Below are 22,203 nucleotides of genomic sequence, written 5' to 3' on the forward strand. Positions count from 1 at the left end.
CGGGCTGGTGCCGGCCTGACGTCCTTGCTGGATGCCCCGACGGAGGTTGGTCAGCCGGCCGCGCACGTCGTCGGGCGCGCGGGAGACCTGCGGCCCCTCCGGCAGGGCCTGCTGCTGGGCCGTTCCCTCGACGAGGTTGGCCCGGGGCACCCGGCGGGGCAGACCCGACGAGGTGGTTCCGTCCGCCGCGGGCACCCGGACCTGCTCGGCCCGGCGCCAGCGCTCGTCGTTGGGCGACTCGCGCCAGTCCGGCAGCGGGGTCTGCGCCGTGACGTCGGGGGCGGTGGGGCCGCGGGGGCCTCCGCGCGCGGGGCCCGGCGCGGCAGGCCGCGGGGCGCCTCGGGCTCGGCCGCCGGCTCCGGCGCCCGCTCGCGGGTCTCCTGGTCCTGGAACCAGTGCGACTCCAGCTCCTGGAAGAGCGGTGTCGTCTCCTGGGTGCCGTCGTGGCGCGTGCCGCCGTCCCGCGTGTTGGACCCGACACCGTTCCGGCCGGTGTCGAACTGCCCGGTGTCGAACCGGCCCGTGTCGAACTGCCCCGTCTCGAACTGCCCGGTGTCCTGCCGTCCGGTGTCCTGCTGCCCGAAGCGGCCGGCACCGGCAGGCGGAACGATCCGCCCGGTGCCGTCGGCGTCCGGCACGGGTGCCAGCTGCGGGAAGGCGGCGGTGCTGCCCGGGTCGGCCGGGGAGGCGGTGTCACGGGAGGGCAGCGCGTGCCGTCCGGTGCTGCTGCTCTCCGGCTCGGGCACGGGCGCCAGGCGCGGGAACTGCCCGGTGTGGCCCGGACCGTCCGCGTCACCACCGGGGGCGGTGGGCAGCGCGTGGCGTCCGGTGCTGCTGTTCTCGGGCTCCGGTACGGGCGCGAGCTGCGGGAACTGCCCGGTGGCGGACGGTCCTTCGGCGCGCTCGGGGGCCTCGACGCTGTCGTGGCCGCGCGGGGTGTCCTGCGCGGCGCGCGAGGAACCGTTCGAGGCCAGCGGCCAGTCGTCCACCGGCGCGGCGGGGGAGGGGTCGTTGCCCCAGCTCGGCGCCGGACGGGCCGGCGGCTCGGCGGGGTTGGTCTTGCGGTCGCCGCGCTTGGGCAGTCCGGAGAGCGCGTTGCGCGGGGGCAGGCCGGTCGCGGCGGCGCCGCGCTGGGGCAGGCCGCCGGTGCCGGGCTTCTCCTCGCCGCCGCGGCCGGGCAGTTCGGGCAGGCCGGACGGCGTACCGGCGCCCCGGACCGGGAGCCCGCCGGGCGTGGTCGTACGGTCGCCGCGCTTGGGCAGGCCGCCCTTGCCGGCCCCGCCGGCCTCGTTCCCGCCGCGGACGGGCAGGTCCGGGCCGGTGCCCTCGCCGCGCTGCGGCGCCTGCGGGCGGCGGCCGTTGCCGACCGGCGCGATCACGGCGGGCCGCTTGCCGCGCGGCGGCAGCCCGGACCGGCCGTCGGCGCCCTTGCCGCCGGAGGAGGCGTCGTCACCCGCGCCGGCGTGCGGCGGGGCGTCGAAGAGGCTGGGGCCGCCGGTCGGCGCGCCCGCGCCCGGGGTGGCGCCGGGGACGCGCGTCGGCAGACCGCTCTGGGTCAGGCCGCCGGCCCGCGACGGATTGGCCGGCGGGCGCGGGCCCTTGGGCGGCAGCTGACCGCGGTCGCGGGCCGGCGCCTGCGGGGCACCGCCGGGACCGTTGGGCAGGCCGGGACCACCGGGCAGGCCGGGCGCGGCCTTGCCGCCGGGTATGCCCGGGGCGCCCGGGATGCCCGTGCCGGGCATGCCGCCGGGGGCGCCGCCGCCGGGCAGACCGGGGCCGCCGGGCGCGCCGGGGCCGGGCTTCTTGCCGCCCTGGGCGACGTCGACCGGCAGCATGACGAGCGCGGTGGTGCCGCCGGAGTCCGACGGGCGGAGCTGGATGCGGATGCCGTGTCGCAGGGACAGGCGGCCGACCACGAACAGGCCCATGCGCCGGGAGACGGAGACGTCCACGGTCGGCGGGCTGGCCAGCCGCTCGTTGATCGCCGCCAGGTCCTCCTGGGACAGGCCGATGCCGGTGTCGTGGATCTCGACCAGCACCCGGCCGTCGGGCAGGGCGTGGCCGGTGACCTTGACCTTGGTCTGCGGCGAGGAGAACGACGTCGCGTTCTCCAGCAGCTCGGCGAGGAGGTGCACGAGGTCGTTGACGACGCGGCCGGCGACCTCGGTCGGCGGCACACCGGTGAGTTCGATGCGCTCGTACTGCTCCACCTCGGACGCGGCGGCGCGGAGCACGTCGACGAGCGGGACGGGCCGGGTCCACCGGCGGCCGGGCTCCTCACCGGCGAGAACGAGGAGGTTCTCACCGTTACGGCGCATGCGGGTCGCGAGGTGGTCGAGCTTGAACAGCGAGGACAGCTGGTCCGGGTCGGCCTCGCGGGACTCCAGTTCGGAGATGAGCGAGAGCTGACGCTGGATGAGGCCCTGCGACCGCCGCGAGAGGTTGGTGAACATCGCGTTGACGTTGCCCCGGAGGAGGGCCTGCTCGGCGGCGAGGCGGACGGCCTCGCGGTGCACGTCGTCGAAGGCCGCGGCCACCTTGCCGATCTCGTCGCGGCTGTGCACGCCGACGGACTCCACGGAGGTGTCCACGTCCTGCGGGTCGGCCTCGGAGAGCTGCTTGACCAGCTCGGGCAGGCGTTCCTGGGCGACCTTCTGCGCGGTGTCCTGGAGCCGGCGCAGCGAGCGCACCATGGACCGGGCCACGACGAAGGCGCCGACCAGCGAGATGCCGAGGACGAGGATGATCAGCGCACCGTTGAGGTACGCCTCCTGCTGGGCGTCGTCGCGGAGTTCGAGGGCCTTCTGCTCCATCTCGTTGAGGAGCGTGGTCTCGATCTTGGACATCTCCGCGATCTTGACGCTGTCGCGGTCGAACCAGTCGCGGTAGGTGAGGCTGTCCGCGCCGCGCAGGCCGTCGCCGCGCATCAGCACGCGCTCGGCGTAGGCGTTGGCCTGCGAGATGTCGTAGGTGCCGCCGTTCAGGCCCTGGAGCAGCTCCCGGTCCGTGTCGCCGTGGACGCGGAGGAAGCGCTTGTACGCCTGGTCCTCGCCGGTGAACGCGGACTGGCCGAAGAGGCGGTCGTTCGGGGAGAGGTCGTGCGGCGAGCGGGCGAGGGCGGCGCTGATCAGCGCGCGCTGCATGGACGCGTACTCCTTGGCGGAGGAGAACGAGGCCAGGGCGCGGGTGGAGGCGATCATCTCGCTGTTGCTGGACGCCAGGGCCATGTCCTGGGAGAGCGTGATCAGCGAGCTGACGAGACCGTTGTAGGCGTTGACGGTCCGCGAGATCTGGTTCGGGTCGTCGTACGCGGTGTTGCGGTACTTCTGGATGTCCTGGAGCTGCCGGGAGATCTGCACCAGCGTGGCGTTGACGCCGATCGTGGTGTCGTCGTCCGGCTTGACCCGCTCGGTGAGCTTCTTGAACTCCTCGATCGCCTTGTCGGTCCGCTGGCGCGGGGCCACGACGTCGTCGTTCTTCGGGTCGTGGAGGATCAGCGGGGCGGCGGACCGGTCGCGCTCCTCCTGGAGCGCGTTGGCGAGGTCGGTGGCCACGCTGGTCATGTCGGTCAGCAGCTTCATGTGATCGAGCTGATCGACGTCCTGCAGCGAGCTGTCGATGCGCAGCGCGCCCAGGGTCGTCGCGGCGACGACGGGCAGGGCGAGCAGGGACACCAGACGGGTACTGATTCGCCAGTTGCGCAGGGCTATTCGTGAGCCCGGCCCGCTGGGGGCCTTCGCCTTGCCCTTCGCCTTGCTGCCGTCGGCGGATTCGCCGCCGGCCGGCGCGTCGACGGGCGTGCCGCGGTCGCCGCCTGTCGCCGCACCGTGCGGCTCCGGCTCCGCCGCAGCGCTGCCATCCCTCTTGAAACGTCCCTGCACTAGCGTCGCAACCTCTGGACCAGGCGTTCCCCCGGCGAGCGGAGGAACGGTGTCGAGTCGTGGGGGGACCGCGGTGCCCCCCTGGCGGTCCGTGGAATTCCAGCACAGTGCCGGATGCGCCAACAAGGCCGGTGCGTCCCACCGCGGATCGGTCACGGACGGTAGCTCGTGCCGTCGCTCTCCGTGGAGGGTCCACTCCTATCAATTCGGACTTACGCGGGCGAATGTTCCGCATCTCATCGCGCTGTGCGACCTGTCCCAGTCGCCATGATCAGGAGCGGAACGTCAGCTTCAGTCCGGCGATGTCCGTTTCGTACAGGCAGCGGTGGTGACGGTTATGCGACATTTATCCCAAGGTTCGTGAGGAAACTCACAGGTGACACCTCGCATCCCGCTCGGTATGGCGGGGAAAGGCGCGCCTAGCCTGGATCCTTGCGCGGACGTGACGACGACCTGCCGGCACCCGCGGACGACCCGTGAGGCCGCGGCCGGCCGCCCCGAAGCCCGCGACGACCGCGACGATGAGACCGACGACACCAGAGACAACGCGAGGCAACCGCACAGTGAAGACCACCAGCCCCTCCCGGAAGACCGCCAACCCGCGCCGCACCACGCTCGCGAACCTCGAGGATGCCAAGGCGCTCTTCGAGGCCGAGCGCCCGCAGCACGCGGTCGAGCTCCCCACGGTCACCGCCAACCCGCGCCGCACCATCCTGATGACCGCCCCCGCGCCGGTCCTCGTCGAGGACTGACGGGCCCGCGCCCCAGGAGCCCCCGAGGGGCCCGCCGGATCCGGCGGGCCCCTCGTCCGTCCCGTCCCGGCCGGATCGCCCGGCCGAACGCCGCGCACGGAGCGCGCACGGCCCCCGCGATAGCCTGAAGTGTCAGACTCCGGCCGGATCAGTGAGGGGCTCAGCTTCCCGTGCGCATCGCCAGATTCTCCATCGACGGCAACGTCGGCTACGGCGTGGTCGAGGGGGACGCCTCCACCGAGGGCGGTCCCGTCCTCGACATCATCAAGGGCATTCCCTACGGCGACTTCGAACGCTCCGGCACCAAGGTGCCGCTGAGCAAGGTCCGCCTGCTCCCGCCCGTGCTGCCCAGCAAGGTCGTGGCCATCGGCCGCAACTACGCCGAGCACGCCGCCGAGCTGGGCAACGAGGTCCCCGAGGTGCCCGTCGCCTTCTTCAAGCCGTCGACCTCCGTCGTCGGCCCGGGCGACCCCATCGCGTACCCGTCCTTCAGCAGCGACCTCCACCACGAGGCCGAGCTGGCCGTGGTCATCGGCCGCATGTGCCGCGAGGTCCCGCGCGAGCGCGTCAAGGACGTCATCCTCGGCTACACCTGCGCCAACGACGTCACCGCCCGCGACGTCCAGCAGCGCGAGAAGCAGTGGGCCCGCGCCAAGGGCTTCGACTCCTCCTGCCCGCTCGGCCCCTGGATCGAGACCGAGGTCGACCCGAGCGACCTGGCGATCACCTGCACGGTCAACGGCGAGCTGCGGCAGAGCGGCCGCACCGCCCAGATGCTGCGCTCCGTCGAGGAGCTCATCGTCCACATCACCGAGGCGATGACGCTGCTCCCCGGCGACGTCGTCCTCACCGGCACCCCCGCCGGGGTCGGACCCCTGCACGACGGCGACGAGGTCGCCGTCACCATCGAAGGCATCGGCACTCTCACCAACAAGGTGATCAAGCGTGGCTAACGCGACCCCCCGCGTACGTTTCTGTCCCTCGCCGACCGGCAACCCCCACGTGGGCCTGGTCCGCACCGCCCTCTTCAACTGGGCGTTCGCCCGCCACCACGGCGGCACCCTGGTCTTCCGCATCGAGGACACCGACGCGGCCCGCGACTCCGAGGAGTCGTACGAGCAGCTCCTCGGCGCGATGCGGTGGCTGGGCTTCGACTGGGACGAGGGCCCCGAGGTCGGCGGCCCCCACGCGCCCTACCGCCAGTCGCAGCGCATGGACATCTACCGGGATGTGGCGCGGAAGCTGCTGGACGCGGGCCACGCCTACCACTGCTACTGCACCACCGAGGAGCTCGACGCCCGCCGCGAGGCCGCCCGCGCCGCCGGCAAGCCGTCCGGCTACGACGGCAAGTGCCGGGTCGTGAGCCCCGAGCAGAAGGCCGCCTACGAGGCCGAGGGCCGCCCGTCGATCGTCCGCTTCCGGATGCCCGACGAGCCGATCACCTTCACCGACCTGGTCCGCGGCGAGCTCACCTTCACCCCGGAGAACGTGCCGGACTTCGGCATCGTCCGGGCCAACGGCGCCCCGCTGTACACGCTCGTCAACCCCGTCGACGACGCGCTGATGGAGATCACCCACGTGCTGCGCGGCGAGGACCTGCTGTCCTCCACCCCGCGGCAGATCGCCCTCTACAAGGCGCTGATGGAGCTGGGCGTCGCCAAGGGCGTCCCGGAGTTCGGCCACCTGCCGTACGTCATGGGCGAGGGCAACAAGAAGCTCTCCAAGCGCGACCCGCAGTCCTCCCTCAACCTCTACCGGGAGCGCGGCTTCCTGCCGGAGGGTCTGCTCAACTACCTCTCGCTGCTCGGCTGGTCCCTCTCGGCCGACCAGGACCTCTTCTCGATGGACGAGATGGTCGCGGCGTTCGACATCAAGGACGTCAACGCCAACCCGGCCCGCTTCGACCTCAAGAAGGCCGAGGCCATCAACGCCGACCACATCCGCCGGCTGGACGTGAAGGACTTCGTCGCGGCGTGCGAGCCGTGGCTGCGCGCCCCGCACGCCCCCTGGGCGCCTGAGGCGTTCGACGCCGCCGCCTTCGCGGAGCTGGCCCCGCTGGCCCAGACGCGCCTCACGGTCCTCTCCGACATCACGGCCAACGTGGACTTCCTCTTCCTCGACCGCCCGGTGGAGGACGAGGCGTCCTGGGCCAAGGCCATGAAGGAGGGCTCGGACGCCCTGCTCCGGACCGCCCGCGAGAAGCTGGCCGGCGCCGAGTGGAACGCCGAGGCCCTGAAGGCCGCCGTCGTCGCCGCCGGCGAGGAGCACGGCCTCAAGCTCGGCAAGGCCCAGGCCCCGGTCCGGGTGGCCGTCACCGGCCGCACGGTCGGCCTGCCACTCTTCGAGTCGCTGGAGGCCCTCGGCCGCGAGCGGACGCTGGAGCGCGTGGACGCCGCCCTGGCGAAGCTGGCCGCCTGACGGCCTCCACGCGCGCCCCGAAGGGCCCCGGAAGCCGCGCAGGCGGCCTCCGAGGCCCTTCGCCGCGTCCCGGAGGCGGCCCGGGCACCGGCCCGGGTTATCGATTTTGGTGCCCCGTCCACCTTCGGGTAATGTTCTTCCTGCGCCGCCCGGGAGGGCCGAGAGGCCGGAGCGGAGGGCGCGAGCCGAGCAAGACCCCTTCAGGGGGGTCGAGTTCTGGTGGGGTATGGTGTAATTGGCAGCACGAGTGATTCTGGTTCACTTAGTCTAGGTTCGAGTCCTGGTACCCCAGCAAGAGAAATTCACTGGAAATTCTCTGGCGAATCTACTGATAAAGTAGAAGCCGCGCGAAAGCGCAAAATGCGAAGTGCGAGCCCCCGTTGTGTAGCGGCCTAGCACGCCGCCCTCTCAAGGCGGTAGCGCCGGTTCGAATCCGGTCGGGGGTACTGATCCTGAATCCGTCACCATCCGGAGAAATTCCGGAGGCGATGTCGATGGATCGCTAGGGCCCCCGTTGTGTAGCGGCCTAGCACGCCGCCCTCTCAAGGCGGTAGCGCCGGTTCGAATCCGGTCGGGGGTACTGGTCATCACCATGGGCTATGGTGTAATTGGCAGCACGAGTGATTCTGGTTCATTTAGTCTAGGTTCGAGTCCTGGTAGCCCAGCGCAAGACTTCCGAGTCTGCAAAAGAGCAAGCCCCCGTTGTGTAGCGGCCTAGCACGCCGCCCTCTCAAGGCGGTAGCGCCGGTTCGAATCCGGTCGGGGGTACGCACACGGAAATGCCCCTCGCGATACGCGGGGGCATTTACCGTTCCCGCCCGGTTTTCCCGTTCCCACCCCGTGCGCCCTTCTCGCCCCGGGGCGCCGTCGCCATAATTCCCCGCATGGCCCTTCCCCGTGGCGCGCTCCACCGGACCCCCGTCGGCGACCTCCGGCCCGGTGACCACGCCTGTCTGCTCTTCGCCTCCGACGAGGAGCGGACCGCGGTCCTGCGGGAGTTCGTCCGCGGCGGCCTGGACGCCCAGGACAAGATCCTCTACCTGGCCGGCCGCCGGGACCCCCACGACCCCGCGGCCCTCCTCGACCGGTACCGGCTGCCGTGCCCGCGCGCCGGCGTGGAAGTGGTCCCCCTCGACGAACTCCGCACCGGAGACGGCCCGTTGGAGCCCGCCGCCCTGCGGGACCGGTTACGCGCCGCCGCCACCCGCTCCCGCGCGGAGGGCTACCGCGCCCTGCGCATCGCCGGGGAGCCCTGCCCGGCCCCGCACGACGGCCGCGACGTACGCCGGCTGCTGCGGTACGAGTCCCTGCTCGGCGAGGAGTTCGCCGCCGGCCGCGCGCTGGCCGTCTGCCAGTACGACGTCCGGCGCTGCGCCCCCGAGGCGCTCGACGCCGCCGCCTCGGCCCACACCCGCGGCGTGGGCCCCGACCCGCTGGTCAGAACCCCCGACCTGCTCGTCGTCCGCACCTACCGGCCGCCCGGCCTGCGCCTGGAGGGCCGGGTCGACGCCTCCGCCCACCGGCAGCTGCGGGACGCCCTGCGCTCGGTGGCCGCGGTCCGCGGCGACCTCCGCCTGGAGATGTCCGGCGTCGAGTTCCCCGACCTCGGCGGCCTCCGGCTGCTGATGTCCTTCGCCCGGGCCCGCGCCGCCCGCCACCGCTCCGTCGAACTCACCGGCCTCGCGCCCCGGCTGTGCGAGGTCATCACGCTCATCGGCTGGGACCGGACTCCCGGTCTCCGGCTGCCGGAGTCGGTCGGCTGAGCTCCGCGGGGCCCCCGCCCGCGCCTCCGATGCGCCGCGCCGACTCCTCCCCGTGCGCCAGGCGCCGCAGACTGAGCAGCACCGGCTCGTAGAGCACGGTGAGCGCCACCGCCGCCTCCACCTGCCCGCCCACCGTCGGTTCCGCGAACACCAGGTCCAGGTCGGTGACGGCCAGCTCCGCCGCCAGCCGCCCGTACGGCAGCAGGTGCTCCGTGCCGCACGGGTAGCCCAGCCGGGCCAGGGCGGCGACCGAGTGCAGCAGCGTCCGGTAGGCGGGGGAGACCGCCACCTCCGCCGGATCCCAGCCCAGCCGCGCGAGCAGGCCGTCCACCGCCCCACGGGCGGCCTCCACGGCCTCGTCACCGCCCTCCGGCGCCGGCACCCCCGGAAGGGTCCAGGTGGCCGCTCCCAGGCGCGTGTGGTGGTCCAGGGACGTGTCCTCCGCCGCGGCGATCACCTCCCGCGCGGCGGCCACCGAGACCCCGCCCACCTGGATCAGCGCCCGCACCAGCCGCAGCCGCCGCAGATGGCCCTCGTCGTACACGGCCTGGGTCGCCGACACCCGGTGGCCGGGCTGCAGCAGGCCCTCCCGCAGGTAGTACTTGATCGTCGCGGTGGGAACGCCACTGCGTTCGCTGAGCTCCGCCAGTCGCATGGCTCTTGCGCCCTTCCATGGATAGTGCGACTATCCAAGCATGGATAGCGCCGCTATCCAACGAGTGGTCGTGGGGGGTTGTGACATGAGTACGTCACCGATAACGGGCCGGGTCACGGCGGCGGCGGAGGGAGACGCGGTGGTCTTCCTGATCGGCATGCGGATCAACCGTTGGCGTTCCGTGCGCCACTGGGTGCCGCTGCTCGGCATGATGCGGCGGATGGTGACCGAACTCGACCGGGACCCGGACGCCGGGCTGCTGGGGTACCGGCTGCTGACCGCCGGGCCCCGGGAGTACATGGCGGTGCAGTACTGGGAATCCAGGGAGAAGCTGCTCGCCTACGCGGTCGACGGGCAACGGCTCCACCGGCCGGCGTGGGCCGCGTTCAACCGGCGGGCGCGGAACGCGGCGGGGCGGGTGGGGATCTGGCACGAGACGTACGTCGTGCCTCCGGGGTCGTACGAGACGATCTACAGCGGGATGCCGGCGTACGGGCTGGGTGCCGCGCACGGCGTCGAGCCGGTGGCCCGGCGGGGCGAGCGGGCCGCGGAGCGGCTGGCCGCGCCTGCGGCGGGCTGAGCCCCGGTCCCCCCTTCGCCGTTTGCTGGGGCTGCGCCCCAGACCCCCTCGTCCTCAAACGCCGGACGGGCTATATCAGCCCGTCCGGCGTTTGAGGACAACCGCGCGGAGCGCGGTTTCGGGGGTGCGGGCCCTCTCGCGGAAACGGTGAAAGGGCGGGACCGGGGCACCTCACCCGTTGCGCCGCAACGCCTCCGTCAGCCGCACCGCGGCATCCAGCACCGCCTGGGCATGCATACGCCCCGGATGCCGGGTGAGCCGCTCAATGGGCCCGGACACCGAAACCGCCGCCACCACCCGATTCGAAGGCCCCCGCACGGGCGCGGAGACGGACGCGACGCCAGGCTCCCGCTCCCCGATCGACTGCGCCCACCCGCGCCGCCGCACACCGGAGAGCGCCGTGGCCGTGAACCGGGCCCCCTGCAGCCCGCGGTGCAACCGCTCGGGCTCCTCCCAGGCCATCAGGACCTGGGCGGCGGAGCCGGCCTTCATGGGCAGGGTGGATCCGACCGGGACCGTGTCCCGCAGTCCGGACAGCCGTTCCGCCGCCGCGACGCAGATGCGCATGTCGCCCTGGCGCCGGTAGAGCTGGGCGCTCTCGCCCGTCACGTCCCGCAGGTGCGTGAGGACCGGGCCGGCCGTGGCCAGCAGCCGGTCCTCGCCCGCCGCGGCCGCGAGTTCGCTCAGCCGGGGGCCGAGGATGAAGCGGCCCTGCATGTCGCGCGCCACCATGCGGTGGTGTTCCAGGGCCACCGCGAGCCGGTGCGCGGTCGGGCGCGCCAGGCCGGTGGCCGTCACCAGGCCGGCGAGCGTCGCCGGACCCGACTCCAGGGCGCTCAGCACCAGGGCCGCTTTGTCGAGTACGCCCACTCCGCTCGAGGCGCCACCAGAATTGTCCATGCAACGATACTCGCGTCTCACACTATGAAACGCAAGTTCACGTTTCCCCGGAAGCCGCCAACCTGTATCCCACGGCACCCCGATCCGGAGGGACAGCGATGGGACGCACACTGGCCGAGAAGGTCTGGGAAGAGCACGTCGTGGCGCGCGCCGAGGGCGAGCCCGACCTCCTCTACATCGATCTCCACCTGCTGCACGAAGTCACCAGCCCCCAGGCGTTCGACGGACTGCGCAAGGCGGGCCGGCCGGTGCGCCGCACCGACCTGACCATCGCCACCGAGGACCACAACACCCCCACCCTCGACATCGACAAGCCCATCGCGGACCCGGTCTCGCGCGTCCAGCTGGAGACCCTCCGCCGCAACTGCGCCGAGTTCGGCGTCCGGCTGCACCCGCTGGGCGACGTGGAGCAGGGCGTCGTCCACGTAGTGGGACCGCAGCTGGGACTGACGCACCCCGGCACCACCGTGGTCTGCGGGGACAGCCACACCTCCACCCACGGCGCGTTCGGCGCCCTGGCCTTCGGCATCGGCACCAGCCAGGTCGAGCACGTGCTCGCCACCCAGACGCTGCCCATGTCGCCGTTCAGGACCATGGCCGTCACGGTCGAGGGCGAACTCCCCGAAGGGGTCACCGCGAAGGACCTGATCCTCGCGGTCATCGCGGAGATCGGCACCGGCGGCGGCCAGGGGCATGTCATCGAGTACCGCGGGTCCGCGATCGAGAAGCTCTCGATGGAGGCCCGGATGACCGTGTGCAACATGTCGATCGAGGCCGGCGCCCGGGCGGGCATGATCGCCCCGGACGAGACCACCTTCGCCTATCTGAAGGACCGGCCGCACGCCCCCCGGGGCGCCGACTGGGACGCCGCCGTCGCCCACTGGCGCACCCTGCGCACCGACGACGACGCCGTCTTCGACCGTGAGGTGGTCATCGACGCGTCGGCCCTCTCCCCGTTCGTCACCTGGGGCACCAACCCGGGGCAGGGCGCGCCGCTGTCGGCGGCCGTCCCGGACCCCGCCTCGTACCAGGACGCCTCGGAGCGCTCGGCGGCCGAACGCGCCCTGGAGTACATGGGGTTGACGGCTGGTCAGGCGCTCCGGGACATCCGGGTGGACACCGTCTTCGTGGGCTCCTGCACCAACGGCCGGATCGAGGACCTGCGGGCCGCCGCCGACGTCCTGCGCGGCCGCGCGGTCGCCGACGGAGTGCGGATGCTGGTGGTCCCGGGGTCCGTCCGGGTGGCGCTGCAGGCGGTCGACGAGGGGCTCGACGCGGTGTTCACCGCGGCGGGTGCCGAGTGGCGGCACGCCGGGTGCTCGATGTGCCTGGGCATGAACCCCGACCAACTGGCGCCGGGCGAGCGGTCGGCGTCGACCTCCAACCGCAACTTCGAGGGCAGGCAGGGCAAGGGCGGCCGGACGCACCTGGTCTCACCGCAGGTCGCCGCCGCCACCGCCGTGCTCGGCCGGCTCGCCTCGCCCGCCGATCTGCCGGCCGGTCCGGTCCTCGCCGCCTGAACGGCGCAGGGCACCCTACCCCAGCACTCCACCCAGCGAGGAAGAGCAGCTCATGGAAGCGTTCACCGCACACACCGGCCGGGCCGTGCCGCTGCGCCGCAGCAACGTGGACACCGACCAGATCATCCCGGCGCACTGGCTGAAGAAGGTCACCCGCGACGGTTTCGAGGACGGCCTCTTCGAGGCGTGGCGCAAGGACCCGGACTTCGTCCTCAACGAGCCCGCCCGCGCGGGCGCCTCGGTCCTGGTCGCCGGACCGGACTTCGGCACCGGCTCCTCCCGCGAGCACGCGGTCTGGGCGCTGCAGAACTTCGGCTTCAAAGCCGTGATCTCCGCACGGTTCGCGGACATCTTCCGGGGTAACTCGCTCAAGAACGGTCTGCTGACGGTCGTCCTGCCGCAGGAGACCGTCGAGCGGCTGTGGGAGCTGACCGAGGCCGACCCCACCGCGGAGGTCACCGTGGACCTCGTCGCCCGCCAGGTGCGGGCCGAGGGCATCACGGCCGATTTCAGCCTTGACGAGAACGCCCGGTGGCGGTTGCTGGAGGGGTTGGACGACATCGGGCTGACCCTCCGGCACGAGTCGGCCATCGCCGCCTTCGAGGCCCGCCGACCGGCCCACAAGCCGTCCACGGCCCAGGTCTGAGGCCGTTTTCGGCCCGGCCGGCAACCCGATTTCCCGCCCGTTCGGCCCAGCGCCCGGACCCCGGAGCGACCCTCGATTTCCGCTGTTCACCCCAGGTTTGGCATGATGCGCCCCCTGTCTTCGGACAGGGGGCGCACCGCGTTGTTGAGGCCCTGTGAGGCGACAACTCGCCTCAGATGGCACAATCGGTGCATGGAACGCGACAGCCAACTCGGGCTCTACCGGCTCGTCGCCGACCAACTCAAGGAAGCGCACTCCCGAGTGCGCGCACTGCAAGTCCCGGAGGGCGTACGGATGGCGCTGTCCCGGAAGCTGCTGGCCATCACGGCCGCGGCGAAGCACGATCTCTCAGGCGCGGCAATGCGCCTGGACCGGCTGATGAAGGACCTCGACGAGGGCCGTTTCCCTTCAGAGCGCGGCACCGACGGAACTCCGTGATGGGTCGGGTTCGTTGCGGCACAAGGGTGATTAGACCGTTTCGTGTTTGATTTGCGGTATATATCTGCCTAACGTGCGAAAAGGCTGGAACAAATTCCAGCAGGTGTCTCCGAAGGGGAAGACGTGAACAAGGCGCAGCTCGTTGAAGCGATTGCCGACAAGCTCGGCGGCCGTCAGCAGGCCGCTGACGCGGTCGACGCGGTACTCGACGCGATCGTCCGTGCGGTCGTCGCCGGCGACCGGGTCTCGGTCACCGGCTTCGGCTCGTTCGAGAAGGTCGACCGCCCGGCCCGTTACGCCCGCAACCCGCAGACCGGCGAGCGCGTCCGGGTCAAGAAGACCTCGGTGCCCCGCTTCCGCGCCGGTCAGGGCTTCAAGGACCTGGTGAGCGGCTCGAAGAAGCTGCCCAAGGGCGGCGAGGTCGCGGTGAAGAAGGCGCCCAAGGGCAGCCTTTCCGGTGGCAAGGCCACCACCAAGGCCGCGGCCAAGAAGGCCACCGCCAAGAAGACGGCCGCCAAGAAGGCGACCACGGCCAAGAAGGCGACCACCGCCACCAAGGCCACCACCGCCAAGAAGACGACGGCGACGGCGAAGAAGACCACCGCCAAGAAGACCGCGCCCGCCACCAAGGCGGCAGCGGCCAAGAAGGCGACGCCGGCGAAGAAGGCGACCGCCGCCGCGGCCAAGAAGGCCACGGCGAAGAAGACCGCCCCGGCGAAGAAGGCCACGGCGACCAAGGCTCCGGCGCGCAAGACCACGGCGCGCAAGACCACCGCCAAGAAGGCCGCGGCCAAGAAGAAGTAAAAAGCCGCTGACGGCGTCACGCGCCGGGCCGGGCTCCCTTCGGGGAGCCCGGCCCGCGGTGCGTTCAGGGCGGGAGCACCAGGCCGTAGCGGGCCCGTACGGGCCGCTGTACGGCCTCTGAGGCCCTCCGCGCCCGCTCCGGGGTTCCCGGATGCCGGAGGAGCCAGGGGAGTTCACACCGGCCGCCGGAGGCCGCGGGAGGGCCACGGCCCCGACGGGGGCCGCGCCGGCGTCAGAAGGTCTGCAACGTCACCAACGTCACACGCCGCCGCCCCGGCCCGCCGGTACGCCCCTCCGCCGCGTCCGCGAGCTCGATCCGCACCCGCTGCCCCGGCCGCAACAGCCGCAGACCGCCCGCGTCGAACGCCTCGGCGTCGAACGGCACCGGGGTGCCGTCGTCGAGGAGAACGCTTCCGCAGCGGGTCTCGGGGTCGTAGGTGTACGCGGTGGCCTGCATGCCCGAGAGCCTAGTCCGTCGCCGTCCCGGCGGCCCCGCGCGGCGGCCCGGCGGCCGCCCACGCCCCGGCGGCCGCGGCCGTGCGCGGCCCCACGCCCAGGGCCAGCGCGGCCCGGAGATCCGCCGGCGTGTCCACGTCCCGGCGCACGGAATCCACCCCGGGCAGGCCGATTTCCCGCGCCCCGGAAGCTTGGTGCCGGGCGCGCGAGCGGCCCTCGAACGCCGGCGCCAAAAGCATTCCGGGAGCCGCCGCCAACAGCGTCGTCCCGATTCCCTCGGCATCCGCGAGAAATGCGCGCGGGAATTCCGCCGCCGAATCGAGCACCCGCCCGAGTTCCACCGCGCGCAGCGCCGGGAGATCCGCGTTCAGCGTCGCCACACCCGCCCGCGGGCGGTGCGCCCGGACCGTCCGCGCCCCGTGCGCGAGCGCCGCGTTGAGGCCCCCGCCGCCCGCCGGTTCGGCGACGGTACGGGCACCGGCCGCCCTCAGTTCCGCCCCGGCCAGCGGGTCGTCGGTGACGACCACCACATCGCGTACCGCCGCGCAGGACAGCGCGGCCTCCACCGTGTCCAGCGCGAAGGCCAGCGCCAGCGCGGGCCGGCTCGTACCGGATCCCGCGACCGCCGCCAGCCGGCTCTTGGCCCGCGCCAGCGGCTTCAGCGGCACCACCAGCGTCCAGCGCACGGCACTCCCTCTCTCCTCCGCCCGGGGGCCACCCCGGTCCCCCCGGGCCCCGCCCGGTCGTCACCGGCCCCTGCCGGGCCCATTGTCGCCCTCGGCCGCGCGCCCCCGCCGCGGGACTCCGGCCGCTGCCGCCGGAGGGGCGCGGGGTTACGGTGTTCTCGACAGACCGGGTACCTGGCGCCACACTTGTCCGGCCCCGGGAGAGCAGCAGGCCCGTGGAAGCTTCCAGGTCCCAAGAGAAGGGTGTACGGGTGTCCCGCCACAGAATCGGCTTCTGGTACCGCTTTACGGCGGTGTTGGCGAAACCGCCGCTCGTGGTTCTGTTCAAGCGGGAGTGGCGCGGAATGGAGCACATTCCCGCCGACGGCGGCTTCATCACCGCCATCAACCACAACTCGTATCTGGACCCGCTGTCCTACGCCCACTTCCAGTACAACACCGGGCGCGTCCCCCGTTTCCTGGCCAAGGCCGGCCTCTTCCGCAACGGATTCGTCGGCACCCTGCTGCGCGGTACCGGCCAGATCCCCGTCTACCGGGAGAGCACCGACGCGGCCAACGCCTTCCGCGCCGCCGTCGACGCCATCAACAAGGGCGAGTGTGTGGCCTTCTACCCCGAGGGCACCCTGACCCGCGACCCCGACCTGTGGCCCATGGAGGGCAAGACCGGCGCCGCCCGGGTCGCCCTGCTCACCAAGGCGCCCGTCATCCCGGTCGCCCAGTGGGGCGCCCACGAGGCCATGCCGCCGTACGCCAAGGAGAAGAAGGTCCGCCTCTTCCCGCGCAAGACCCTGCGGGTGATGGCCGGCCCGCCCGTGGACCTCGCCGAGTTCCACGACAAGGAGCCGACCGCCGAGGTGCTGCGCGCGGTCACCGACAAGATCATGGCCGCGATCACCGAACTCCTCGCCGAACTCCGCGACGAGCCGGCCCCCGCCGAGCCGTACACCCTCAAGAAGGCCCGCGCGGCCGCCGCCGCCCGCCGCGCAGCCGGTACCGACCGCCAGGAGGACGGCAAGTGACGCGCTGCGCCGTCTTCGGCACCGGATCCTGGGGCACCGCCTTCGCGATGATCCTCGCGGACGCCGGCTGCGAGGTGACCATGTGGGGCCGCCGCGCCGCCGTCGTGGACGCCGTCAACAAGGGCGCCAACCCGGACTACTTCCCCGGCGTCGAACTGCCCTCCGCCGTCCGGGCCACCACCGACCCCGCCGAGGCCGCCGCCGGGGCCGCGTTCACCGTGCTCGCCGTGCCCTCCCAGACGCTCCGCGGCAACCTCGCCGCCTGGAAGCCGCTGCTGGCCGACGACACCGTGCTGGTCTCCCTGATGAAGGGCGTCGAACTCGGCACCGCCAAGCGGATGAGCGAGGTCATCGAGGAGGTCGCCGGGGTCTCGCCGGACCGCGTCGCCGTCCTCACCGGCCCCAACCTGGCCAAGGAGATCGCCGACCGGCAGCCCGCCGCCGCCGTCGTCGCCTGCCGTGACGAGGACGTCGCCAAGCGCCTCCAGGCCGCCTGCCACACCGCGTACTTCCGCCCCTACACCAACACCGACGTGGTCGGCTGCGAGCTCGGCGGCGCCGTCAAGAACGTCATCGCGCTCGCGGTCGGCATCGCCGACGGCATGGGCCTGGGCGACAACGCCAAGGCGTCCCTCATCACCCGCGGCCTCGCCGAGACCACCCGGCTCGGCCTGACGATGGGCGCCGACGCGCACACCTTCGCCGGACTCGCCGGGATGGGCGACCTCGTCGCCACCTGCTCCTCGCCGCTCTCCCGCAACAACACCTTCGGCCGCAATCTGGGCCGCGGGCTGAGCCTGGCGGAGACCATCGCCGTCACCAAGCAGACGGCGGAGGGCGTCAAGTCCTGCGAGTCCGTGCTCGATCTGGCGCGGAGGCACCATGTCGACATGCCGATCACGGAGACCGTGGTGGGCATCGTCCACGAGGGCAAGCCGCCCATGGTCGCCCTGAAGGAGCTGATGGCGCGCAGCGCCAAGCCGGAGCGGCACTGAGATCCGGCGGGGCCACCAGGTAGTCTCAACGCGATATGAGCAGCGAGAACCCCACCCAGAGCCCCGGCCGCAAGCCGCGCGTCGCGGTCGTCTTCGGCGGCCGCAGTTCCGAGCACGCCATCTCCGTGGTCACCGCCGGAGCGGTGCTGCGCGCGATCGACCGCACCACGTACGACGTGCTGCCGATCGGCATTACGCAGGACGGCCGTTGGGCGCTGACCACCGACGATCCCGAGCGGATGGCCATCTCCGGCCGCACGCTGCCCAGCGTCGACCGGCTCGCCGAGTCGCCGGAGGGCGAGGTCGTGCTGCCCGTCGCGCCCGCCAACCGCGAGGTCGTCTACACCGAGCCCGGCTCGGTGCCCAAGGCGCTCGGCGAGGTCGACGTGGTCTTCCCGGTGCTGCACGGCCCCTACGGGGAGGACGGCACCCTCCAGGGCATGCTGGAACTGGCCGGCATCCCCTACGTGGGCGCCGGCGTGCTCGCCTCGGCCGTCGGCCAGGACAAGGAGTACATGAAGCGGATCTTCATCTCCTACGGGCTGTCCGTCGGCCCCTACGAGGTGATCCGCCCGCGCGAGTGGGAGAACGACCGCGAGGCCGCCCGCCGCAAGGTGCTGGACTTCGCCGACGAGCACGGCTGGCCCCTCTTCGTGAAGCCCGCCCGTGCCGGCTCGTCCATCGGCATCAGCAAGGTGGACGACGCCTCCGGCCTGGACGAGGCCATCGAGGAGGCCCGCCGCCACGACCCCAAGATCCTCGTCGAGGCCCTGCTGCGGGGCCGCGAGATCGAGTGCGGGGTCCTGGAGTTCGAGGACGGGCCGCGCGCCAGCGTGCCCGCCGAGATCCCGCCCGTGGAGGCGCACTCCTTCTACGACTTCGAGGCCAAGTACATCGACTCGGCCGCCGGCATCGTCCCCGCGCCGCTGACCGACGAGCAGACCCGCCGCGTCCGGGAGCTGGCCGTCCAGGCGTTCGAGGCCGTCTCCTGCGAGGGCCTGGTCCGCGCGGACTTCTTCCTCACCGAGGACGGCGAGTTCGTCATCAACGAGATCAACACCATGCCGGGCTTCACGCCCATCTCCATGTACCCGCGCATGTGGCAGGAGAGCGGCGTCGAGTACCCGGAGCTGGTGGACCGCCTCCTCCAGGCCGCGCTGCGCCGCTCGACGGGCCTGCGCTAGGGGGTCTTCGGAGCGGGGGAGTCGTCCGGGTCGTCGGACGGCACCGCCTTCCGGACGGCGGCGGCGAGATCGACGAGCGCGCTCATGTCGCCGCCGCCGCCGGCCACCTCCTTCGGCAGCGTGACCTCGACGTACACCGGCCGCAGAGGGGTGGTGCAGCGGATGCTCCCGTCCGGCAGCCGCTCGGGGGACCACTTCACCCCGTCGATGTCCACGGCCTGCGTCCGTACATCGTTGAAGATCTCCGGCCGCGGCACCCCGCAGCGCAGTTCGATCCACGGGCCGTCGCCCCAGGCGGCGGTGAAGTCCGAGACGGGATCGGTGGCACGGCGCTTCAGCCCGCCCACCTCGTCCGGCAACTCCTTGTGCAGCGCCCGGCAGAGGGCCGCCTGGTGTCCGGACGGGGCGGGCACCGCGGGCCGCGGGGCGTCGTCCGCCGCCGAACAGCCGACGGCCGCGCACAGCAGGGCCGCCGCGACGGACAGGGCGGCCCGCCGGCGCGGCCGGACGGGACGGAGGTGCGGGACGAGTGGGACAGTACGGGCGAACACAGTGCTCACGGGCCGAGCATACGAGGGGCTACAGGTGGACGACCGGGCAGGTCAGGGTCCGGGTGATGCCCTCCACCTGCTGGACCTTGGCGACGACCATCCGGCCGAGCGCGTCCACGGTGTCGGCCTGGGCGCGGACGATGACGTCGTAGGGACCCGTCACGTCCTCGGCCTGGATCACGCCGGTGATCTTCGAGATGACTTCGGCCACGGTCGACGCCTTGCCGACCTCGGTCTGGATCAGGATGTACGCCTGTACCACGGAACCTCCAGGGCGGCTTCGAGGATCATGTGGGGAGAAGAGACGCCACCGTACCGCGCCGCCGCATGGCACGGGGAGACCCGCGCCACCTGCGCGGCGCGCGGTTCCTCGGGAACCGCGAGACCACAGCACCGGATACTCCGAGGAGGAGCGCAGTGAAAGGCACCGTCGGCGAGTTGGGGGAGTTCGGCCTCATCAGGGAGCTGACCTCCCGGCTCACCACCACCCCGGCCGTCCGGCTGGGACCGGGCGACGACGCCGCGGTGGTCGCAGCGCCCGACCGGAGGGTCGTGGCCAGCACGGACGTGCTCCTGGAGGGGCGGCACTTCCGCCGCGACTGGTCCACCGCCTACGACGTGGGCCGCAAGGCCGCCGCCCAGAACCTCGCCGACATCGCCGCCATGGGCGCCGTGCCCACCGCCGTACTGCTCGCCCTCGTCGTCCCGGCCGAACTCCCCGCCACCTGGCCGGTGGAGCTCATGGACGGAATCCGCGACGAATGTCAGGTCGCCGGTGCGGCGGTGGTCGGCGGGGACGTGGTGCGCGGCGAGACCATCACCGTCTCCATCACGGCCCTCGGCGACCTCCGCAACCACGAACCCGTCATGCGCTCCGGCGCCCAGCCCGGCGACGTCGTCGCGGTGACCGGCTGGCTCGGCTGGTCGGCGGCCGGACTCGCCGTCCTCTCCCGGGGCTTCCGCTCCCCCCGCGCCTTCGTCGAGGCGCACCGCCGCCCCGAACCCCCGTACCACGCGGGCCCGGCCGCCGCCTCGCTCGGCGCCACGTCCATGACCGACGTCAGCGACGGACTGATCGCCGACCTCGGGCACATCGCCGAGGCCAGCAAGGTCCGGATCGACCTGCACACGGCGGCCATCGACGTGCCCACGCAGATGTGCGACATCGGGCAGGCCGTCGGCGTCGACCCGTTGCAGTGGGTGCTCACCGGCGGCGAGGACCACGCCATCGTCGCCACCTTCCCGCCGGACGTGAAACTGCCCGCCCGCTGGAAGGTGATCGGCGAGGTGGTCAACCCGTCCGCCCTGCCCCAGGTGACCGTCGACGGCGCCCCCTGGGAGCGGGCGGGCGGCTGGGACCACTTCGGCGACGAGGACCTGCCGGAGGCCGAGGAGGACTGAGCGGCGCGTAGGTTGGTCCTCATGCCGATACCTCCGCGCGTGCTGACCGTCGCCGGCTCCGACTCCGGCGGCGGCGCCGGCATCCAGGCCGACCTCAAGACGATGCTCGCCCTGGGGACCCACGGCATGAGCGTCCTCACCGCCGTCACCGCCCAGAACTCCCGCGGCGTACAGGGCGCCTGGCCGCTGCCCGCGGAGGCGGTACGGGCCCAGTTCCGCAGCGTCGTCGACGACATCGGCGTCCAGGCCGTCAAGACCGGGATGCTGGCCTCGGCGGAGCTGGTGGAGACCGTCGCCGAGTTGCTGACGGGGGTCGGGGCGCCTGTCGTGGTCGATCCTGTGGGCGTCTCCAAGCACGGGGATCCGCTGCTGGCCGCGTCCGCGCTCGACGCGCTCCGTCTGAAACTGCTTCCTCTGGCCACGGTGGCCACGCCCAACCTCGACGAGACCGCGTGGCTCACGGGCGTCCGCGTCACGGGCGAGAACGATCTCCGGCGGGCCGCCGACGCTCTGCTGGCCTTCGGCCCGCGCTGGGTCCTCGTCAAGGGCGGCCACCTGCCCGGCGACGCGGTGGACTTGCTGACGGACGGGACGTCGGAGCACTTGCTGCGTGCTCCGCGCCACGACAACCGGCACACGCACGGGACAGGGTGCACGCTGGCGAGTGCGATCGCCTGCGGGCTGGCGAAGGGGTTGTCCGTACCGGACGCGGTGGGGGCGGCGAAGGAGTACGTCACCGGGGCGATCGCTGCCGGTTTCCCGCTGGGGGAGGGGATCGGGCCGGTGGATCACGGGTGGGCGCTGCGCTGAGGGCGCCTGCGGCGGGTTGGTGCCCCGGTCCCTCCCCTTCGCCGATTCCTGGGGGCAAGCCCCCAGACCCCCGAAGCGCGCTGCGCGCGCTGTCCTCAAGCGCCGGACGGGCTATTCAGCCCGTCCGGCGCTTGAGGACGAGCGGCGAAGCCGCGATTACGGGGTCTGGGGCAGAGCCCCAGGAAACGGCGAAGGGGAGGGACCGGGGCACAGCAAAAAGCCGGCCCCCGAAGGGACCGGCTTCAAGCAACCGGAAAGGGCTGCGCCACTGGCACAAAGCCGCTAGCGCGAGACCTTGCCGGCCTTGATGCACGAGGTGCAGACGTTGAGCCGCTTCGGCGTCGCCCCGACCTTCGCACGCACCCGCTGGATGTTGGGGTTCCAACGGCGGGAGGTACGGCGGTGCGAGTGCGAGATGTTGTTGCCGAAGCCCGGCCCCTTGCCGCAGACGTCGCAGTTGGCAGCCACGGGTTACTCCAAAGACGGGTCACCCTCGCTCACGCGAGGACGACAGGCACGTACGGTGAATCCCTGCGTGCCGAGATCTCAGAGAGTGACCGGCAGTGTCAGGGGGATGGCCTGACTCTCATCAGGCAACCGGAGCAGCATACAACGACCGCTCCAGGACAACGAAACTACCATGACCGGCCCGTATCCCGCCCGGCCGGCCCGGTGGAGCGGCCCGCACGACTACTGTGCCCACCGTCACCGCCGACCGCCACCGCCACCCACCGCCACCGCCGA

22 protein-coding genes and 5 tRNA genes are annotated in these 22,203 nt (G+C 72.5%); 19 read left to right on the forward strand and 8 right to left on the reverse strand.

Annotated elements, in window-relative coordinates:
• Window positions 1–50: 50 nt before the first annotated feature.
• Window positions 51–3,881: a nitrate- and nitrite sensing domain-containing protein gene (locus ACQEVS_RS24115; protein ID WP_433023577.1), complete on the reverse strand. Its 3,831-nt coding sequence runs from the start codon at window positions 3,879–3,881 to the stop codon at window positions 51–53.
• 563 nt (window positions 3,882–4,444) lie between these two features.
• Between ACQEVS_RS24115 and ACQEVS_RS24120 the strand changes: the two genes are divergently transcribed.
• From ACQEVS_RS24120 to ACQEVS_RS24160, 9 genes are all read left to right on the forward strand, one after another.
• Window positions 4,445–4,633: a hypothetical protein gene (locus tag ACQEVS_RS24120; RefSeq protein WP_433023578.1), complete on the forward strand. Its 189-nt coding sequence runs from the start codon at window positions 4,445–4,447 to the stop codon at window positions 4,631–4,633.
• A gap of 170 nt (window positions 4,634–4,803) precedes the next feature.
• Window positions 4,804–5,586, forward strand: a complete 783-nt coding sequence (locus tag ACQEVS_RS24125) for a fumarylacetoacetate hydrolase family protein (RefSeq protein WP_433023579.1) — start codon at window positions 4,804–4,806, stop codon at window positions 5,584–5,586.
• On the forward strand, window positions 5,579–7,051 hold the full coding sequence (gltX, locus tag ACQEVS_RS24130; protein WP_433023580.1) for a glutamate--tRNA ligase: 1,473 nt from the start codon (window positions 5,579–5,581) through the stop codon (window positions 7,049–7,051). The genes ACQEVS_RS24125 and gltX overlap by 8 nt, the downstream gene beginning before the upstream one ends.
• A 220-nt stretch (window positions 7,052–7,271) precedes the next feature.
• A tRNA-Gln gene (locus ACQEVS_RS24135) sits at window positions 7,272–7,343 on the forward strand.
• Between the two features lie 81 nt (window positions 7,344–7,424).
• Window positions 7,425–7,497: transfer RNA gene (locus tag ACQEVS_RS24140), tRNA-Glu, on the forward strand.
• A gap of 61 nt (window positions 7,498–7,558) precedes the next feature.
• Window positions 7,559–7,631: transfer RNA gene (locus ACQEVS_RS24145), tRNA-Glu, on the forward strand.
• A gap of 13 nt (window positions 7,632–7,644) precedes the next feature.
• Window positions 7,645–7,716 (forward strand) — tRNA-Gln (locus ACQEVS_RS24150).
• Between the two features lie 30 nt (window positions 7,717–7,746).
• A tRNA-Glu gene (locus ACQEVS_RS24155) sits at window positions 7,747–7,819 on the forward strand.
• 116 nt (window positions 7,820–7,935) lie between these two features.
• Window positions 7,936–8,814 (forward strand): MEDS domain-containing protein, encoded by an 879-nt coding sequence (locus ACQEVS_RS24160; protein WP_433023581.1) that lies wholly within the window; start codon window positions 7,936–7,938, stop codon window positions 8,812–8,814.
• On the opposite strand, the gene ACQEVS_RS24165 is transcribed toward ACQEVS_RS24160, so the two are convergent.
• Window positions 8,762–9,469: a MerR family transcriptional regulator gene (locus ACQEVS_RS24165; RefSeq protein ID WP_433023582.1), complete on the reverse strand. Its 708-nt coding sequence runs from the start codon at window positions 9,467–9,469 to the stop codon at window positions 8,762–8,764. The genes ACQEVS_RS24160 and ACQEVS_RS24165 overlap by 53 nt on opposite strands.
• 85 nt (window positions 9,470–9,554) lie before the next feature.
• On the opposite strand from ACQEVS_RS24165, the gene ACQEVS_RS24170 reads away from it, so the two are divergent.
• Window positions 9,555–10,049 carry a DUF4188 domain-containing protein gene (locus tag ACQEVS_RS24170; RefSeq protein ID WP_433023583.1) on the forward strand — a complete coding sequence of 165 codons (495 nt, stop codon included), beginning with the start codon at window positions 9,555–9,557 and terminating at the stop codon, window positions 10,047–10,049.
• Window positions 10,050–10,220: 171 nt separating this feature from the next.
• Here ACQEVS_RS24170 and ndgR read toward each other — a convergent pair whose 3' ends face one another.
• Complete coding sequence (gene ndgR / locus ACQEVS_RS24175; RefSeq protein ID WP_040889156.1) at window positions 10,221–10,949, reverse strand: IclR family transcriptional regulator NdgR; 729 nt, start codon at window positions 10,947–10,949, stop codon at window positions 10,221–10,223.
• A 98-nt stretch (window positions 10,950–11,047) separates the two neighbouring features.
• On the opposite strand from ndgR, the gene leuC reads away from it, so the two are divergent.
• The 4 genes from leuC to ACQEVS_RS24195 all read left to right on the forward strand — a co-directional run bounded on the left by leuC (window position 11,048) and on the right by ACQEVS_RS24195 (window position 14,357).
• The gene (leuC, locus tag ACQEVS_RS24180; protein ID WP_433023584.1) at window positions 11,048–12,469 is read left to right on the forward strand and encodes a 3-isopropylmalate dehydratase large subunit; all 1,422 of its coding nucleotides are present in this window, start codon (window positions 11,048–11,050) and stop codon (window positions 12,467–12,469) included.
• Window positions 12,470–12,521: 52 nt separating this feature from the next.
• Window positions 12,522–13,115 (forward strand): 3-isopropylmalate dehydratase small subunit, encoded by a 594-nt coding sequence (gene leuD / locus ACQEVS_RS24185; RefSeq protein ID WP_433023585.1) that lies wholly within the window; start codon window positions 12,522–12,524, stop codon window positions 13,113–13,115.
• Between the two features lie 192 nt (window positions 13,116–13,307).
• Window positions 13,308–13,553, forward strand: a complete 246-nt coding sequence (locus ACQEVS_RS24190) for a hypothetical protein (protein ID WP_185941263.1) — start codon at window positions 13,308–13,310, stop codon at window positions 13,551–13,553.
• 123 nt (window positions 13,554–13,676) lie between these two features.
• Complete coding sequence (locus tag ACQEVS_RS24195; RefSeq protein WP_433023586.1) at window positions 13,677–14,357, forward strand: HU family DNA-binding protein; 681 nt, start codon at window positions 13,677–13,679, stop codon at window positions 14,355–14,357.
• Between the two features lie 232 nt (window positions 14,358–14,589).
• Here the strand turns inward: ACQEVS_RS24195 and ACQEVS_RS24200 are convergent, their stop codons facing one another.
• Both ACQEVS_RS24200 and cofC read right to left on the reverse strand, forming a co-directional pair.
• Entirely contained in the window at window positions 14,590–14,814 is a 225-nt protein-coding gene (locus ACQEVS_RS24200; protein WP_433023587.1) for a hypothetical protein, read from the reverse strand.
• Between the two features lie 10 nt (window positions 14,815–14,824).
• The gene (gene cofC / locus ACQEVS_RS24205; RefSeq protein ID WP_433023588.1) at window positions 14,825–15,499 is read right to left on the reverse strand and encodes a 2-phospho-L-lactate guanylyltransferase; all 675 of its coding nucleotides are present in this window, start codon (window positions 15,497–15,499) and stop codon (window positions 14,825–14,827) included.
• Between the two features lie 251 nt (window positions 15,500–15,750).
• Here cofC and ACQEVS_RS24210 point away from each other — a divergent pair, with 251 nt between their 5' ends.
• Genes ACQEVS_RS24210 through ACQEVS_RS24220 form a run of 3 tightly spaced genes read left to right on the forward strand, consistent with a single transcriptional unit; the run spans window position 15,751 to window position 18,697 of the window.
• A complete protein-coding gene (locus tag ACQEVS_RS24210; RefSeq protein ID WP_433023589.1) occupies window positions 15,751–16,518 on the forward strand; it encodes a lysophospholipid acyltransferase family protein in 768 nt (255 codons plus the stop codon).
• Complete coding sequence (locus ACQEVS_RS24215) at window positions 16,515–17,513, forward strand: NAD(P)H-dependent glycerol-3-phosphate dehydrogenase (protein ID WP_433023590.1); 999 nt, start codon at window positions 16,515–16,517, stop codon at window positions 17,511–17,513. Before ACQEVS_RS24210 ends, ACQEVS_RS24215 begins: the two co-directional genes overlap by 4 nt.
• A 35-nt stretch (window positions 17,514–17,548) precedes the next feature.
• Window positions 17,549–18,697, forward strand: coding sequence for a D-alanine--D-alanine ligase family protein (locus ACQEVS_RS24220; protein ID WP_433023591.1), 1,149 nt, complete (start codon window positions 17,549–17,551; stop codon window positions 18,695–18,697).
• On the opposite strand, the gene ACQEVS_RS24225 is transcribed toward ACQEVS_RS24220, so the two are convergent.
• Window positions 18,694–19,257 carry a DUF3515 domain-containing protein gene (locus ACQEVS_RS24225; protein WP_433023592.1) on the reverse strand — a complete coding sequence of 188 codons (564 nt, stop codon included), beginning with the start codon at window positions 19,255–19,257 and terminating at the stop codon, window positions 18,694–18,696. The two genes, ACQEVS_RS24220 and ACQEVS_RS24225, sit on opposite strands and share 4 nt — an antisense overlap.
• A 19-nt stretch (window positions 19,258–19,276) precedes the next feature.
• Window positions 19,277–19,510, reverse strand: a complete 234-nt coding sequence (locus tag ACQEVS_RS24230; RefSeq protein WP_433023593.1) for an Lrp/AsnC ligand binding domain-containing protein — start codon at window positions 19,508–19,510, stop codon at window positions 19,277–19,279.
• A 155-nt stretch (window positions 19,511–19,665) separates the two neighbouring features.
• Between ACQEVS_RS24230 and ACQEVS_RS24235 the strand changes: the two genes are divergently transcribed.
• Window positions 19,666–20,649 (forward strand): thiamine-phosphate kinase, encoded by a 984-nt coding sequence (locus ACQEVS_RS24235; RefSeq protein ID WP_433023594.1) that lies wholly within the window; start codon window positions 19,666–19,668, stop codon window positions 20,647–20,649.
• A gap of 21 nt (window positions 20,650–20,670) precedes the next feature.
• The gene (gene thiD, locus ACQEVS_RS24240) at window positions 20,671–21,459 is read left to right on the forward strand and encodes a bifunctional hydroxymethylpyrimidine kinase/phosphomethylpyrimidine kinase (RefSeq protein ID WP_433023595.1); all 789 of its coding nucleotides are present in this window, start codon (window positions 20,671–20,673) and stop codon (window positions 21,457–21,459) included.
• Between the two features lie 282 nt (window positions 21,460–21,741).
• Here thiD and rpmB read toward each other — a convergent pair whose 3' ends face one another.
• Window positions 21,742–21,927, reverse strand: a complete 186-nt coding sequence (gene rpmB, locus ACQEVS_RS24245) for a 50S ribosomal protein L28 (protein WP_004942804.1) — start codon at window positions 21,925–21,927, stop codon at window positions 21,742–21,744.
• Window positions 21,928–22,203 lie beyond the last annotated feature (276 nt).

The sequence above is a fragment of the Streptomyces sp. CA-181903 genome (assembly GCF_050937075.1).
Classification (GTDB): Bacteria; Actinomycetota; Actinomycetes; order Streptomycetales; family Streptomycetaceae; genus Streptomyces.

Coding starts and splice junctions, on each gene's coding strand:
- ndgR (WP_040889156.1), bottom strand. CDS start 10,949: ATGGACAATTCTGGTGGCGCCTCGAGCGGAGTGGGCGTACTCGACAAA.
- leuD (WP_433023585.1), top strand. CDS start 12,522: ATGGAAGCGTTCACCGCACACACCGGCCGGGCCGTGCCGCTGCGCCGC.
- ACQEVS_RS24220 (WP_433023591.1), top strand. CDS start 17,549: ATGAGCAGCGAGAACCCCACCCAGAGCCCCGGCCGCAAGCCGCGCGTC.
- ACQEVS_RS24160 (WP_433023581.1), top strand. CDS start 7,936: ATGGCCCTTCCCCGTGGCGCGCTCCACCGGACCCCCGTCGGCGACCTC.
- ACQEVS_RS24165 (WP_433023582.1), bottom strand. CDS start 9,469: ATGCGACTGGCGGAGCTCAGCGAACGCAGTGGCGTTCCCACCGCGACG.
- ACQEVS_RS24200 (WP_433023587.1), bottom strand. CDS start 14,814: ATGCAGGCCACCGCGTACACCTACGACCCCGAGACCCGCTGCGGAAGC.
- ACQEVS_RS24190 (WP_185941263.1), top strand. CDS start 13,308: ATGGAACGCGACAGCCAACTCGGGCTCTACCGGCTCGTCGCCGACCAA.
- ACQEVS_RS24170 (WP_433023583.1), top strand. CDS start 9,555: ATGAGTACGTCACCGATAACGGGCCGGGTCACGGCGGCGGCGGAGGGA.
- leuC (WP_433023584.1), top strand. CDS start 11,048: ATGGGACGCACACTGGCCGAGAAGGTCTGGGAAGAGCACGTCGTGGCG.
- thiD (WP_433023595.1), top strand. CDS start 20,671: ATGCCGATACCTCCGCGCGTGCTGACCGTCGCCGGCTCCGACTCCGGC.